Here is a 14289-nt window from a genome sequence, read left to right as displayed (position 1 = left end):
GTATGGATGCAGTACGTCCATGGTAGGGAGGCGGGGGCACATGGCATCTGAACGAATGGCCGACGGCGACGAGGCCGGAGCGCCGGACCCGCAGCCGCCGGCCGAGGCGGAGGATCAGCTTCCTGCGATGCCGCCGCCGCGGCCGCTCGACTCCATCGACCGCGACATCCTGCGCATGCTCCAGGCGGACGGCCGCGCCTCGATACGCTCCGTCGCCGAACGCGTCCATGTGTCCCGGGCCAATGCCTACGCCCGGATCAATCGGCTCATCGAGGACGGCGTCATCCGCGGATTCGGCGCCCGCGTCAACCACGAACGGGCGGGCCAGGGCGCCTCCGCATACATCACCCTGAAGATCGTGCAGAACTCCTGGCGGACCGTGCGCGCGCAGCTGCGCGACCTGCCGGGCGCCGCCCACATCGCCCTGGTCAGCGGCGACTTCGACGTGCTGCTCCTGGTGCACTCGCCGGACAACCGGGCCCTGCGCGAGCTGGTGCTCACCCGGCTGCAGGCCATCCCGGAGGTGCTCAGCACGCGCACCCTGCTCGTCTTCGAGGAGACCGACCTCGATCCGGCCCCGTAGCTGCCGGCGCATGCGCCCCACGTCGGACTCAGGTGTCGGTACGCAGCCCGTGGAACGCCAATTGCACCACCGCGTCGGCCACCGCCGGCCCGTCGGCGCCGCGGACCTCGGGCCGATACCACTCCACCACCGAGTTGATCATCCCGAAGAGCAGCCGGGTCGCCAGCCTGCCCTCGACGTCCGCCCGCAGATCGCCGTCCGCCACCGCAGCCTCGAACAGCTCGGCCACCTGGTGGTCGAACTCGCGGCGCCGTTCCATCGCCCACTGCTCGGTGTCCGTGTTCCCCCGCACCCGCAACAGCAGCGTGACGTACGGAAGTTCGGCGGTGAGCACCTCGACCATGCGCCGGGTCACGTACTCGAGGCGTTCCACGGCACGCCCCACGCGCGCGTGCTCCTCGTCGAGGATCCCGAAGAGGCCGTCGAGTGCACGGCTGACCGCACGTCGCAGCAGGTCCTCCTTGCTCGCCACATGGTGGTAGATCGAGGACTTGGAGATGCCGGCCGCCTTGGACAGGTGCTCCATGGAAGTGCCGTCGTAACCACGCTCGTTGAAGACCTGCACCGCCACCGCGAGGAGGCTCTGCGGGGTGTACGTGTCCCGTTTCACTGCGCTCATGCCACGACCTCGTCCTTCTCTGCCTTCTCCGCGCGGGCGCGGCGCACCAGGCCGCGGCCGGGGGCGTATCGCCCGGTGGGGTGGTGCTCGTGCAGCGTCTGCAGCGTACGGACGAGATGCCGGTGTCCGGCCTCGCGCGCCCAGGCGAGCAGCGGTACGGGGTAGTTGACGCCGAGCCGCATCGCGGTGTCCACGTCCTCCTCGCCCGCCACCGCGCGGGCCACTGCATCGGCGGCGAAGTCCACGAGCATCGCCACCGTACGGGCGACGATCAGGCCGGGCATGTCGTCGATCAGGGACACCTGCTTGCCGAGCGCCTGGAACAGGCCCACGGCCTCCTGGACGGTGTACGGCGAGGCGGAGTCGCCGGCCGCCACGGCGATCCGGGTGGCCGCGCGGTAGTCGAAGGACAGGTCGAAGCGCACGACGTCGCCGCCGGGGTCCTGGGCGCCGGCGAGCACCAATCGGCCGCCGCCGGGCAGCAGGACGGCCGGAGCGTCGTCCTGCGCACCCACCCGGGAGACGCCCACGCCGGCCTCCTCCAGGAGCCCGACGAGCGGCTCGGCCGGGCCGAGGTGCCCGCTCACCACGACCGATTCCACGGCCGGCGCGGCCGGTTCGGTGCGCGGTACGGGCCGCTCCTGCCCGCTGTGGTCGAACCAGCCCCGGCCGGACTTCCGGCCGAGCCGGCCCGATTCGACGAGCCTGCGCTGGGCGAGCGACGGTGTGAACTTCGGGTCCTGGTAGAAGGCTTCCCACACCGAGCGTGTCACCGCCTCGTTGACGTCCTGGCCGATCAGGTCGGTCAGTTCGAAGGGGCCCATCCGGAATCCGCCGCACTCACGCAGCACCGCATCGATGGTCGCCGGATCCGCGGCCTGCTCCTCGTACACGCGCAGGGCCTCGGCGTAGAAGGGGCGTGCCACGCGATTGACGATGAAGCCCGGTGTGTCCGCCGAGCTCACCGGGGTCTTGCCCCAGTCCTTCGCCGTGTCGTACGCGCGCGTGGCGCACGATTCGTCCGTGGCGAAGCCGCTGACGACCTCGACCAGGGGCATCAGGGGAGCGGGGTTGAAGAAGTGCAGTCCGACGCAGCGGCCCGGGTGTTCGAGGGCTCCGGCGATGGCGGTGACGGACAGCGACGAGGTGTTCGTCGCCAGCAGACAGTCCGTGTCGACGACCGCCTCGAGGGCCCGCATCAGGCCTTGCTTGACGTCGAGTTGCTCGAGAACCGCCTCCACCACGAGACCGCAGCCGGCGAGCTCGTCGAGGCTCGCGACGGGGGTCAGCCGGGCGAGGGCCGCCGTCCTGGCGTCGTCGGTGAGCCGGCCCTTCTCCACGAGCCTGGCCAGCCGGGCGGCGAGCTGTTCCGCGGCCTGATCGGGCCGCCCGGGTATCGCGTCGTGGAGCCGGACGGAGTGTCCCGCGAGAAGGGCGACCTGGGCGATGCCCTGGCCCATGGTCCCCGTGCCGACGACGGCCACCGGGGTCCTGGAGTCGAGTCCTGTCATGCCCGCGATCCTCCCGCAGGGGGTTTTCCACAGGTTCGGCCGACCCCCTTGTCCCGACCGATCGTTCGGTTACGCTAACTCTAGCCGTCCGGTCCGACCGGAGCCCAGCCGTTCCCACACCCGCCGCAATCGCGCACACCCGCCAGTACCCGCCCGCATCTGCCCGGCCCGCCGGCTCGACGAGGAGCCGGTCCGTTGAGGAGTTGGTCCGTCATGGCCGCCGAGCTCACCGCTCACGACCTGATCGAGAAGCACCGCCCCACACTCGACCAGGCGCTCGAAACGATCCGCACCCGGGCGTACTGGTCCCCCCACCCGGAACACCCCAAGGCCTACGGGGAGAACGGCACACTGAGCGCCGCGGACGGCAAGGCCGCCTTCGACGCGCTCCTCGGCCGCCGCTTCGACCTCGACCAGCCCGGCACCGACGCCTGGACGGGCGGCGAAGTCTCCCCGTACGGCCCCGAGTTGGGCATCGAGTACCCGCACCCGGACATCGACGTGCTGCTGCCCGCGATGCGCGCGGCCATCCCGGCCTGGCGGGACGCCGGCGCCGAGGTGCGGGCCGCGGTCTGCCTGGAGATCCTCGCGCGGATCAGCGCGCGCACCCACGAATTCGCGCACGCCGTCATGCACACCAGCGGCCAGGCCTTCATGATGGCCCTGCAGGCCGGCGGCCCGCACGCCCAGGACCGCGGCCTCGAAGCGGTCACCTACGCGTACGTGGACCAGGTCCGCACCCCCGAGGCGGCGGACTGGAGCAAGCCCCAGGGCAAGCGCGACCCGCTCAATCTGCGCAAGCAGTTCACCCCGGTCCCCCGCGGCATCGCCCTGCTCATCGGCTGCAACACCTTCCCCACCTGGAACGGCTACCCGGGCCTCTTCGCCTCCCTCGCCACCGGGAACCCGGTCCTGGTCAAGCCACACCCGCGGGCCGTACTGCCGCTCGCGCTCACCGTGCGAGTGGCCCGCGAGGTGCTCGCCGAAGCCGGCTTCGACCCCGATCTCGTGGCGCTCGCCGCCGAGAGGCCCGGCGAAGGCATCGCCAAGACCCTCGCCCTGCGCCCCGAAGTGAAGATCATCGACTACACGGGCTCCACCGCCTTCGGCGACTGGCTCGAGGCCAACGCCCGCCAGGCCCAGGTGTACACGGAAAAGGCCGGGGTCAACACGGTGGTCATCGACTCCACCGACAACTACCGCGGCATGCTGGCCAATCTGGCGTTCTCCCTCTCGCTCTACAGCGGCCAGATGTGCACCACCCCGCAGAATCTGCTGATCCCCCGCGACGGCATCACCACGGACGCCGGCCCGAAGACGTACGACGAGGTGCTCGGTGACCTGTCGGACGCCGTCGGCGGCCTCCTCGGTGACGACGCCCGGGCCTCCGCCCTCCTCGGCGCCCTGGTCAACCCGGACGTCAAGGCCCGACTCGAGGCGGCCGGCGGCCTCGGCGAAGTCGCCCTGGCCTCCCGCGACATCACCCACCCGGAGTTCCCGGACGCCGTCGTCCGCTCCCCCGTCATCGTCAAGCTCGACGGCAGCAAACCGGACACCGAATCGGTCTACCTGGACGAATGCTTCGGCCCGGTGTCCTTCGCCGTCGCCGTGGACTCGACGGCCGACGCGGTGGAGCTGCTGCGCCGCACCATCCGCGACAAGGGCGCCATGACCGTCGGCGCGTACACCACGTCCGCCGACACGGAGCGCGCCCTCGAGGAGGTCTGCTTCGAGGAGTGCGCCCAGCTCTCGTTGAACCTGACGGGCGGGGTGTACGTCAACCAGACCGCGGCGTTCTCCGACTTCCACGGCTCGGGCGGCAACCCGGCGGCGAACGCGGCACTGTGCGACGCCGCATTCGTCGCCAACCGCTTCCGGGTGGTCGAGGTCCGCCGCGAGGCGTGACGTACGCGCGCGTGGCCGGCGGACCCGTCAGCGGCCGCCGGCCGCCGACCAGCCGGCCGCCGACCAGTGGAAGAGGGCCATGCCCACACTGGTCGCCAGGTTGTAACTGGACACCTGGGGGCGCATCGGCAGCGACACCAGGGCGTCGGCACGCGCGCGCAGCTCGTCGGTGATGCCGCTGCGCTCCGACCCGAAGGCCAGCAGGGCGTCGTCGGGCAGCTCGAGGGTGCGGATGTCCTCGCCCTCCGGGTCGAGTGCGTAGAGGGGCCCGGCGGGCAGCGCGTCCACGGGCAGATGCTCGACGGCGGTGGCGTAATGCAGCCCGGCCGCACCGCGCACGACGTTCGGGTGCCAGGGGTCGAGGGTGCCGGTGGTGACCACACCCGTCGCGCCGAAGCCGGCCGCGAGGCGGATGACGGCACCGGCGTTCCCCAGATTGCGCGGGTTGTCGAGCACGACGACGGGTGCGGTGCGGGGCGTACGGGTCAGGGCCGCGAGGTTGTCGGCGCGCGCCGGGCGGGCGGCGAGCGCGGCGATCCCGGTCGGGTGCAGGCGGGGGAGCAGTTCACGCAGTACGGCGGCGGGGACCTCGGTGGCCGCTTCGGCGACGGCGTCGGCGACATCCGGGGCCAGCTCGTCGGCCAGCGCACGTACCGCTTGAAGATCGCTGGTCAGGGCCGTGGCGACGTGCGCGTCGAAGCGCAGGGCGTGCTTGAGCGCGTGGAACCCGTCGAGCAGCACCGCACCGTCGCGGAGCGCGGTCCAGCGGGCCAGGGCCGCGTCCGTGGTCGGAGTCGTGGTCGGCGGCCCTGAGGCGGGGACATCGGCGGTCTCGGCCCTGTCGAGGGCCGGCACGGGTCCCGACGGCGAGGAGGCCGCCCGGTCGGGTCCGTTCGTCCGATCGCCTCGCGCCGCGTTCACGGAGTGAAGCCTACGCGCGCGTGATCCTCGGCCTCGCCGCCGTCCGGACCACCACCGCTCCCGCCCGACGTCTCCCCGTCGGCCGCCACTGCCTCCTGTTCACCCTGTTCACCCTGTTCGTCCCCGCCCGCTTCTCCGGCCCGCGCACCCTCGTACCGGCGGCCCCTCGACCGGACCACGGACAGCAGCGCGGCACGACAGCGCACCACCGCCCGCCCGACCCGCTGCAGGAACGACGTCGGCAGGAACACGGCGTCCGCGGCGATCATCGCGAGCGAGAAGAACGGCAGCCCGAGCAGCACGGCGATCACCGCATGCTCCGTGATCATGAATGCGAGCAGCACGTTCTTCACCCGGCGGTTGAAGAGCGTGAACGGGAAGGCGACCTGGACGATGACGGTCCCGTACGTCACCAGAGTGAGCAGCACGGCACTGGAGACGAGCAGATCGCCGAGCGCCGGCCAGGGCGAGAAGTAGTCCAGCTTCAGCGGGTAGTGCACGGCCGTGCCGTCCTGCCAACGGCTGCCCTGGACCTTGTACCACCCGGCCGTCGCATAGATCAGACAGGCCTCCGCCATGATCACGAGCAGCGCGGCATTGTGGATCAGATTGCCGACGACGCGGAACAGGGCCCGCGGCTCCCCGTACGGCGCGTACTGGCCGAGCGCCCACCACACACCGTGCACCAGCCAGAAGCCCCAGAAGATGAGGCTCCATCCCCAGCCGAGCACGCCCATGAAGGTCACCACGGAGAGGCCGAGTCCGCAGAACCACCACAGCACGGGGCCGACACGGTCCGTGGGGCGGCCCTCGACACCGTGCTCACGCGCGCGTGCCGCACCGTGCTCACGCGCGCGTGCCGCACCGTGCTCACGCGCGCGTGCCGCACGACGCGCGTCCAGGGACCAGACCTGTCCGCACCGCGTGAGCACCAGATACATCGCCATCAGGTGGATGACGTTGTCGCCGCCGTCCCCGACGAAGACGCTCCGGTTCTGCAGCGACAGCACACCGATCATGAACAGCACCGACATGGTCCGGGTGCGCCACCCCAGCAGCAGCAGCACGCTGCTGAGCATCGCCAGGGCGTAGACGATCTCGAACCAGCCGCGGCTGTCGGACCACATCAGGGCCGTGAACGACCCGTTGTCCGCGATCAGCTCCTGTGCCAGGCGCCAGCTCCAGGGCCCGTCGGGACCGTAGAGCCGGTGCCGGTGCGGGAACTCGCGCAGCAGGAAGAGCAGCCAGGTGGCCGCGAAGCCGATCCGTACGACGGCACTCTGGTACGGGCCGAGCGCCGTCGCCGTCACGCGTTCCACGCCGTGCGCGAGGCGCGCGAGCGGCCGGTCGAGTCGCCTCACCGCGCCTGCACCTCCAGGTCGTCGGTGGGCACGTTCCACCAGGGAAGTTCGCGGTACACGGGCTTCTTGGAGACCTTCTCGTCGCTCCACGGCGGCGGCTGGACGTTCGTGGTGGCCGAGCGGATGCGCAGCCGCTCGATGGTGCCGCCCGCGGGTCCGCCGGCGGGTTCGCCCGCGAGTTCGTCCGCCAGGCGCAGCACGACCACCCGGCGCAGATAGCGCTCGGACAGGTCGCCGCGCAGACCGTTCGGCTTGTCGCCGCGGTCGTGCGACGAGGTGTAGAAGTCCCAGGCCCGGCGCAGTTCGTTCTGCTGGGTGTGGCTGGGTACGAGATTGCCGTCGATGGCGGCGCCGTCACGCGCGGAGAGGTTGTACCAGCCGGTCTCTCGGGTCCCGCCGTCGGACGTCCGTATCTCGGCGCGGGCCTGGACGGCGACGTTCTGCTGCAGTGGATTGGGGGCGAAGAGCTTCCAGTTCTGTTCGAACTCGGGGTATATCCAGTCGCCGACCGCCTCGCCGTGCTGCTTCGTCACGGCGTTGGCCGGTGCCACGTGCAGAAAGACCATGGTGACGTGCACACAGGCGACGACCAGGACGGCGGCCAGGGCGACGACGGCGGCTATCTGGTACGGGAGCGAGAGCCCGCCCATGCCGGCGTCCGGAGCGCTCGGCCCCTCGGCGTCGGGCGACGGGGCAGGCGGGAGCGGGCCGTCGGGTGCGGGCGGGGCAGGTGTGCCCTCGCTCCCGCCCTCGTCCAAGGCCTCCGCGTCCATTCCGCCCCGCTCCCGTGCCGCGCATGCGCGCTGCCGCCACTTCCGCCCCGAAACGCTACTCAGGCGCTGCCTCTTCGCACAGGGTCCCCGAGGTTATCCACAGGGTTGACACGTTACGGCCGTGGGTCCCACCATTGAAATCTACTAACCGAACGATCGGTCGGTCGGCGGGTAGGGCAGACCGAGACAGACGCGCACAGACAAACCCGCGCAGACAAACGCACAGAGACAGACAAGCCGGACGGGTCAGAGCAGGGCCGAGCAGACAGGGGACCAGGCATGGCAACGGCCACCGTGGACCACGCCACCGCATTCGACGCAGCCGTCGCCGCCGACGAGCGCATCGAGCCACGCGACTGGATGCCCGACGCCTACCGAGCCACCCTCGTACGGCAGATCGCCCAGCACGCCCACTCCGAGATCATCGGCATGCAGCCCGAGGCCAACTGGATCACCCGCGCCCCCTCACTGCGCCGAAAAGCCATCCTCATCGCCAAGGTCCAGGACGAAGCAGGCCACGGCCTCTACCTCTACAGCGCGGCAGAAACCCTCGGCACAAGCCGCGACGAGCTCCTCGACAAACTCCACACCGGCCGCCAGAAATACTCGTCGATCTTCAACTACCCGACGCTGACCTGGGCCGACGTCGGCGCCATCGGCTGGCTGGTCGACGGCGCCGCCATCACCAACCAAGTCCCCCTCTGCCGCTGCTCCTACGGCCCGTACGCCCGCGCCATGGTCCGGATCTGCAAGGAGGAGTCCTTCCACCAGCGCCAGGGATACGAATCACTCCTCGCCCTCAGCCGCGGCACCCCGGCCCAGCACGCCATGGCCCAGGACGCGGTCGACCGCTGGTGGTGGCCGTCCCTCATGATGTTCGGCCCCCCGGACGACGCATCGGCACACTCCGCCCAGTCCATGGCCTGGAAGATCAAACGCCACTCGAACGACGACCTGCGCCAGCGCTTCGTCGACATCTGCGTCCCCCAGGCCGAAAGCCTCGGCCTCACCCTCCCCGACCCGGACCTCGTCTGGAACGAAAGCCGCGGACACCACGACTTCGGCCCCATCGACTGGACCGAATTCCAACAGGTCCTGAAGGGGAACGGCCCCTGCAACGAACAGCGGATCACCCAGCGCCGCACCGCACACGACGAAGGAGCCTGGGTCCGCGAAGCAGCCGCCGCACACGCCGCGAAACACCGCAGCAGCACAAGCAACGGCAGCGACAGCAGCGGCAGCGGCAGCGGCAGCACTAGCCAGGGAGAGGAATCGGCATGACCGGCAACACCGAATGGCCCCTGTGGGAAGTCTTCGTACGCGCCCGCCGCGGCCTCACCCACACCCACGCCGGCAGCCTGCACGCCCCGGACGCCGAACTGGCCCTGCGCAACGCCCGCGACCTCTACACCCGCCGCGGCGAAGGCATCTCCCTCTGGGTCGTGCCCTCCGCAGCCATCACCGCCTCCTCACCCGACGAGAAGGACCCGTTCTTCGAACCCGCCGGCGACAAGCCCTACCGCCACCCCACGTTCTACGAGATCCCCGAGGGGGTGCAGCACCTGTGACCGCACCCGCCACCAAACCCCAAGCGGCCCCCGCCGCCCTCGCCCTCGCCGACGATGCCCTCGTCCTCGCCCAGCGCCTGGGGGAGTGGGCCGGCCACGCCCCCGTACTCGAAGAAGACGTGGCCCTCGCCAACATCGCCCTCGACCTCCTCGGCCAGGCCAGAGTCCTCTACACACTCCTCGGCGACGAAGACGAACTCGCCTACCTCCGCGAAGAACGAGCCTTCCGCAACGCCCAGCTGGTCGAACAACCCAACGGCGACTTCGCCCACACCATCGCCCGCCAGCTGTACTTCTCCACCTACCACCACCTACTCCACACCCAACTCGCCACCACCCCCGCCCCGGACGCCGCCACCGAAGACACCACAGCCCCGGACATCCGAGCACTCGCCGCCAAAGCAGCAAAAGAAACGGCCTACCACCGCGAACACGCAGAACTGTGGACCCTCCGCCTCGGCGACGGCACCCCGGAAAGCCACCACCGAATGCAGCGCGCCATCGACACCCTGTGGCGCTACACGGGCGAGCTCTTCCAAGACCTCGACGGCCTCCAACTCGACCTGCACACCCTCGAGTCGAACTGGCACACCGCCATCACCGACACCCTCACCCAAGCCACCCTGACCGTCCCCGAAAGCCCCCGCACCAGCGCCTGGACCGCAGGCGCCGGACGCCAAGGACTCCACACCGAGACATTCGGCCGCATGCTCGCCGAAATGCAGCACCTGCACCGCAGCCACCCGGGGGCATCATGGTGAAAACCCCGGGCACCGAAGCCCCGCCCCGCCCCACCACCCCACACCGGCAGGCACCCAGCCCGCTCGAAGAACACCTGCGCACCCTCGCCGGCCAAGTCCCCGACCCCGAACTGCCCGTCATCACCCTCGCCGAACTCGGCGTACTGCGCGACGTCCGGCTCACCTCCCCCGACCACGCCCAAGTCGACCTCACCCCCACCTACACCGGATGCCCCGCCCTGCAGAACATGGCCACGGACGTCGAGCACACACTCCACACCGCAGGCATCACACACGTCACCGTCCGCACCGTCCTCACACCTCCCTGGACCACGGACGACATCACCCCCGACGGACTGCGCAAACTCGCCGACTTCGGCATCGCACCCCCAAGACCCCAACACACCACCGGCCCCATCACCATCAGCCTCGGCCCCACCCGCACCGACACCCCGCCCCCCGCCTGCCCCCACTGCGGCTCCACCGACACCGAACTGCTCAGCCGCTTCTCATCCACCGCCTGCAAAGCCCTGCACCGCTGCCTCAACTGCCGCGAACCCTTCGACCACTTCAAGGAACTGTGATGGCAGCCGGCAGCACCACCCGCTTCCACCCACTCCAAGTCACCCGCATCGACCGACTCACCGACGACGCGATCGCCCTCACCCTCGCCGTCCCCGCCGACCTGCGCACCGAGTACCGCCACCTCCCCGGCCAGCACCTCGCCATCCGCCGCACCGTCGACGGCAAGGAAATCCGCCGGACCTACTCGGTCTGCTCCCCCGTACTCGACGACACAGGACCCGAAACCCTGCGCGTCGGCGTACGACTCGTCGACGGCGGCGCCTTCTCCACATACGCACACAAAGAAATCACCGTCGGCGACACCCTCGAAGTGATGACCCCCGCAGGCCGCTTCACCCTCCAGCCCGCCCCCGGACAGTACGCGGCCGTGGTCGGCGGCAGCGGCATCACCCCCGTCCTGTCCATCGCCGCCACCCTCCTGGCCCGCGAACCCGACGCCACGTTCTGCCTCGTACGAAGCGACCGCACCGCAGCCTCCACGATGTTCCTCGACGAAGTGGCCGACCTCAAAGACCGCTACCCACAGCGCTTCCAACTGGTCACCGTGCTCTCCCGAGAAGAACTCCAGACCGGCCTGCCATCCGGACGCCTCGACGAACAGCGACTGACCCGGCTCCTGCCCGCACTCCTACCCGTCGACGCCACCACCGGCTGGTACCTCTGCGGCCCCTTCGGCCTCGTCCAAGGAGCCGAAAAAGCCCTCCGCACCCTCGGCGTCCCCCGCACCCGCATCCACGAAGAGATCTTCCACATCGACGACGGCACCACCACCCGACCAGCACGCACCGACGCCCCCGCACACAGCACCCTCACCGCAACCCTCGACGGCCGCTCCGGCACCTGGCCCGTCAAAGAAGGCGAAAGCCTCCTCGACGCCGTACTGCGCAACCGCTCCGACGCCCCCTACGCCTGCAAAGGCGGCGTCTGCGGGACCTGCCGCGCCCACCTCGTCACCGGCGAAGTCCGCATGGACCGCAACTACGCGCTCGAACCAGAAGAAACCGAAGCCGGCTACGTCCTCGCCTGCCAGTCCCACCCCACCACCGAACAAGTGGAGCTCAACTTCGACCGCTGACCCACACCCCCGCACTCACCGCCCATCCACCACCCCGTCCACGCCTTCCCTTCGTATAGAACCTGTTCTATCTTGACGGCCCGTCAGCCCGAAGGGCCAAAAGGGAGGACAAACAGTGGACTTCACCTTCACCGAAGAACAACAAGCCGCAGCCGAAACCGCCAAGGCCATCTTCGCCGACGTCACACCCGACTCCGTGCCCAGCCCCGCCCTCACCCCCGGACCCGTCGCCGACGACTTCGACCGCGACCTGTGGCAACGCCTCGCCGACGCCGACCTCCTCAGCCTGCTCCTCAACAGCGACCACGACGGCGCAGACCTCGACGCCATCGCCCTCTGCCTCATCCTGCGCGAAGCAGCCGCCTCCCTGGCCCGCGTACCCCTCCTCGAAAACACCGCCGCCGCCCTCACCATCCAGACCCACGGCAGCACCCAACTCAAACAACACGTACTGCCCCACATCGCCGACGGCCGCACCGTCCTCACCGTCGCCGCCCACGGCCGCACCGGACACGACAGCGCCACCCTCGCCGTCACCGCCCGAAACAACCCCACCGGCCACACCTGGACCCTCGACGGAATCCACACCGCAGTCCCCTGGGCACACAACGCCGACCACATCATCGTCCCCGCCCATACCCCCGAGAACCAGACCGTGCTCGCCGTCATCCCCCACGACGCCCACGGCCTCCACCTCGCCGACCAAACCTCCACCACCGGCGAACGCCTCGCCGAACTACACCTCGACGCCGTCCCCGTACCCCACGAACACCTCATACAAGCAGCCGGCGCCTGGGAAGAACTCCACGCACTGCTCACCACCGGCACCTGCGCCCTGGCCCTCGGCCTCGGCACCGCCGTCCTCAAGATGACCAGCGAATACACCAGCAAACGCGAGCAGTTCGGCCACCCCGTGGCCACCTTCCAAGCCGTCGCCGTACAAGCCGCCGACCGCTACATCGACCTACGCGCCATGGAAGCCACCCTCTGGCAAGCAGCCTGGCGCATCGCCACCCACGCCGAAGCCCCACTACCCGCAGCAGGCGACATCGCCGTCGCCAAGATCTGGGCCGCCGACGGAGTACGCCGCGTCGTCCAGACCGCACAACACCTGCACGGCGGCTTCGGAGCAGACATCGACTACCCGCTGCACCGCTACCACGCCTGGGCCAAACACCTCGAACTGTCCCTCGGCCCCGCAGCCCAGCACGAAGAAACCCTCGGCGAACTCCTCGCCACCCACACCCTCAGCTGACCGACAAGGACAAGCGGCCCCGCCACACGCGCAAACGCGACTCAGACCACCGCGCCGGGCCGACCCTCGTCATCCACCACAGGCCGGCCCTCCGCGGCCCACGCCGCCATGCCCCCATCGACGTTCACCGCATCCAGGCCCTGCTGCAGCAGATACATCGCCACCTGAGCCGACCGGCCACCCGAACGACAGATCACACTCACACGCCCACCCTCGGACACGGCCTCCGTCAACTCACCGTACCGAGCGACGAATTCACTCATCGGGATATGCAGCGCGGCCGCCGCATGACCCGCCTCCCACTCGTCGGCCTCCCGCACATCGAGAAGAACATCACCGTCAGCAATATCGCCGACACCGATCGTGGGCACACCCGAACCGAAAACCATGCCCCCGACGCTACCCGACCCCACCCACCCGACGAGCCCGAGCACCACCCACGAAGAAGACGCCGATCCGAGCAGAAGGCGCCGATCTCAACCGACGATCTTCGGATCTCAGTCGACGATCTTCGCCAGGTCCGACTCCCGCTCCGCCACCTGGGCAAGCAACTGCTCGCCGATCTCCTCCAACAGCCGATCCGGATCATCCGGAGCCATCTTCAGCATCGACCCGATCGCGCTCTCCTCCAGCTCCCGCGCCACCGACGTCAGCATCTCCTTACGCTGCGCCAGCCACTCGAGCCGCGCATACAACTCCTCGCTCCTCGTCGGCTGCTGCTCCCGCGGAACCGGGCCCGCCGACCACTCCTCCGACAACTCCCGCAACAAGGCCTCGTCACCCCTGGCATACGCGGCATTCACACGGGTCATGAACCCATCACGCCGCTCCCGCTCACGCTCGTCCTGAGCCAGATCGGGATGCGCCTTACGGACCAACTCACGAAACAGCGCCCGCGCCTCGTCACTGGGCCGCACGCGCTGCGGCGCCTGCACCGGCATATCGGTGAGCATCGCCGCAGCCTCCGGAGAAAGCCCGTCCGAATCGATCCAGTCGTGGAACAACTCCGAGACGTCCGGCATCGGCATGACCCGAGCGCGCAGCTCCTGAGCCAGCCGCTCGTCCTCCGCGTCACCACTGCGCGAGGCCTTGGCCTCGGCGATCAACGCATCGAGCTCCTCGAGCCGCGCATACATAGGGCCGAGTCTCTGGTGATGGAGCCGGGAGAAATTCTCCACCTCGACCCGGAACGTCTCCACCGCGATCTCGAACTCGATCAATGCCTGCTCGGCGGCGCGCACCGCCCGCTCGAGGCGGGCCTCCGGCCGCGCGGCCTCAGTTTCCGGTTCCGGGGTTGTCACCCGACCAGCGTAGGGCAAGGGGGGTGGGGCCCAATCCGGCAAGTCGAGCACCTACCCCTGGGGGCCTCCCCTCCCCCTCCCCCCACCCTCCC

The 14289-nt window shown here is 69.9% G+C and carries 15 protein-coding genes; 8 read left to right on the top strand and 7 right to left on the bottom strand.

Annotation, left to right across the window (positions count from 1 at the left end; all coding sequences use genetic code 11):
* The first annotated feature begins 40 nt into the window (after positions 1-40).
* Complete coding sequence (locus DY218_RS19085) at positions 41-583, top strand: Lrp/AsnC family transcriptional regulator (RefSeq protein WP_233521707.1); 543 nt, start codon at positions 41-43, stop codon at positions 581-583.
* Positions 584-611: 28 nt separating this feature from the next.
* Here the strand turns inward: DY218_RS19085 and DY218_RS19080 are convergent, their stop codons facing one another.
* Both DY218_RS19080 and DY218_RS19075 read right to left on the bottom strand, forming a co-directional pair.
* Positions 612-1202 (bottom strand): TetR/AcrR family transcriptional regulator, encoded by a 591-nt coding sequence (locus DY218_RS19080; protein ID WP_128557287.1) that lies wholly within the window; start codon positions 1200-1202, stop codon positions 612-614.
* Positions 1199-2713, bottom strand: a complete 1515-nt coding sequence (locus DY218_RS19075; RefSeq protein WP_128557286.1) for a 3-hydroxyacyl-CoA dehydrogenase — start codon at positions 2711-2713, stop codon at positions 1199-1201. The genes DY218_RS19080 and DY218_RS19075 overlap by 4 nt, the downstream gene beginning before the upstream one ends.
* A gap of 213 nt (positions 2714-2926) precedes the next feature.
* On the opposite strand from DY218_RS19075, the gene paaN reads away from it, so the two are divergent.
* Entirely contained in the window at positions 2927-4618 is a 1692-nt protein-coding gene (gene paaN, locus DY218_RS19070; RefSeq protein ID WP_128557285.1) for a phenylacetic acid degradation protein PaaN, read from the top strand.
* A gap of 27 nt (positions 4619-4645) precedes the next feature.
* Here the strand turns inward: paaN and DY218_RS19065 are convergent, their stop codons facing one another.
* The 3 genes from DY218_RS19065 to DY218_RS19055 form a co-directional block, all read right to left on the bottom strand.
* Positions 4646-5392 carry a TrmH family RNA methyltransferase gene (locus DY218_RS19065; RefSeq protein WP_128557304.1) on the bottom strand — a complete coding sequence of 249 codons (747 nt, stop codon included), beginning with the start codon at positions 5390-5392 and terminating at the stop codon, positions 4646-4648.
* Between the two features lie 143 nt (positions 5393-5535).
* A complete protein-coding gene (locus tag DY218_RS19060) occupies positions 5536-6900 on the bottom strand; it encodes an HTTM domain-containing protein (protein WP_233521706.1) in 1365 nt (454 codons plus the stop codon).
* Complete coding sequence (locus DY218_RS19055; RefSeq protein ID WP_128557283.1) at positions 6897-7673, bottom strand: DUF5819 family protein; 777 nt, start codon at positions 7671-7673, stop codon at positions 6897-6899. The genes DY218_RS19060 and DY218_RS19055 overlap by 4 nt, the downstream gene beginning before the upstream one ends.
* 279 nt (positions 7674-7952) lie before the next feature.
* Between DY218_RS19055 and paaA the strand changes: the two genes are divergently transcribed.
* The 6 genes from paaA (at position 7953) to DY218_RS19025 (ending at position 12896) form a co-directional block, all read left to right on the top strand.
* Positions 7953-8954 carry a 1,2-phenylacetyl-CoA epoxidase subunit PaaA gene (gene paaA, locus DY218_RS19050; RefSeq protein ID WP_128557282.1) on the top strand — a complete coding sequence of 334 codons (1002 nt, stop codon included), beginning with the start codon at positions 7953-7955 and terminating at the stop codon, positions 8952-8954.
* Positions 8951-9241 (top strand): 1,2-phenylacetyl-CoA epoxidase subunit PaaB, encoded by a 291-nt coding sequence (gene paaB / locus DY218_RS19045; protein ID WP_128557281.1) that lies wholly within the window; start codon positions 8951-8953, stop codon positions 9239-9241. Before paaA ends, paaB begins: the two co-directional genes overlap by 4 nt.
* Positions 9238-10002, top strand: coding sequence for a 1,2-phenylacetyl-CoA epoxidase subunit PaaC (gene paaC, locus DY218_RS19040; protein WP_128557280.1), 765 nt, complete (start codon positions 9238-9240; stop codon positions 10000-10002). Before paaB ends, paaC begins: the two co-directional genes overlap by 4 nt.
* Positions 9996-10565 (top strand): 1,2-phenylacetyl-CoA epoxidase subunit PaaD, encoded by a 570-nt coding sequence (gene paaD, locus DY218_RS19035; RefSeq protein WP_128557279.1) that lies wholly within the window; start codon positions 9996-9998, stop codon positions 10563-10565. The genes paaC and paaD overlap by 7 nt, the downstream gene beginning before the upstream one ends.
* Positions 10565-11641: a 1,2-phenylacetyl-CoA epoxidase subunit PaaE gene (gene paaE / locus DY218_RS19030; RefSeq protein WP_128557278.1), complete on the top strand. Its 1077-nt coding sequence runs from the start codon at positions 10565-10567 to the stop codon at positions 11639-11641. The genes paaD and paaE overlap by 1 nt, the downstream gene beginning before the upstream one ends.
* Before the next feature lie 115 nt (positions 11642-11756).
* Positions 11757-12896 carry an acyl-CoA dehydrogenase family protein gene (locus DY218_RS19025; protein WP_128557277.1) on the top strand — a complete coding sequence of 380 codons (1140 nt, stop codon included), beginning with the start codon at positions 11757-11759 and terminating at the stop codon, positions 12894-12896.
* Positions 12897-12937: 41 nt separating this feature from the next.
* Here DY218_RS19025 and DY218_RS19020 read toward each other — a convergent pair whose 3' ends face one another.
* Together DY218_RS19020 and DY218_RS19015 are read right to left on the bottom strand one after the other, a co-directional pair.
* Positions 12938-13267, bottom strand: coding sequence for a rhodanese-like domain-containing protein (locus DY218_RS19020; RefSeq protein WP_128557303.1), 330 nt, complete (start codon positions 13265-13267; stop codon positions 12938-12940).
* A 126-nt stretch (positions 13268-13393) separates the two neighbouring features.
* Complete coding sequence (locus DY218_RS19015; protein ID WP_128557276.1) at positions 13394-14197, bottom strand: hypothetical protein; 804 nt, start codon at positions 14195-14197, stop codon at positions 13394-13396.
* Positions 14198-14289 lie beyond the last annotated feature (92 nt).

The organism is Streptomyces triticagri (assembly GCF_003429565.1).
GTDB classification, from domain to species: Bacteria; Actinomycetota; Actinomycetes; order Streptomycetales; family Streptomycetaceae; genus Streptomyces; species Streptomyces triticagri.
Note: the sequence above shows the minus strand (reverse complement) of the source record. Positions and strands in the feature narration are given on the sequence as shown.

Bases quoted from the DNA above. Each gene is read 5' to 3' on its own strand.
- paaN (WP_128557285.1), top strand. From the start codon at position 2,927: ATGGCCGCCGAGCTCACCGCTCACGACCTGATCGAGAAGCACCGCCCC.
- paaA (WP_128557282.1), top strand. From the start codon at position 7,953: ATGGCAACGGCCACCGTGGACCACGCCACCGCATTCGACGCAGCCGTC.
- paaB (WP_128557281.1), top strand. From the start codon at position 8,951: ATGACCGGCAACACCGAATGGCCCCTGTGGGAAGTCTTCGTACGCGCC.
- DY218_RS19075 (WP_128557286.1), bottom strand. From the start codon at position 2,713: ATGACAGGACTCGACTCCAGGACCCCGGTGGCCGTCGTCGGCACGGGG.
- paaE (WP_128557278.1), top strand. From the start codon at position 10,565: ATGGCAGCCGGCAGCACCACCCGCTTCCACCCACTCCAAGTCACCCGC.
- DY218_RS19055 (WP_128557283.1), bottom strand. From the start codon at position 7,673: ATGGACGCGGAGGCCTTGGACGAGGGCGGGAGCGAGGGCACACCTGCC.
- DY218_RS19085 (WP_233521707.1), top strand. From the start codon at position 41: ATGGCATCTGAACGAATGGCCGACGGCGACGAGGCCGGAGCGCCGGAC.
- DY218_RS19080 (WP_128557287.1), bottom strand. From the start codon at position 1,202: ATGAGCGCAGTGAAACGGGACACGTACACCCCGCAGAGCCTCCTCGCG.
- paaD (WP_128557279.1), top strand. From the start codon at position 9,996: ATGGTGAAAACCCCGGGCACCGAAGCCCCGCCCCGCCCCACCACCCCA.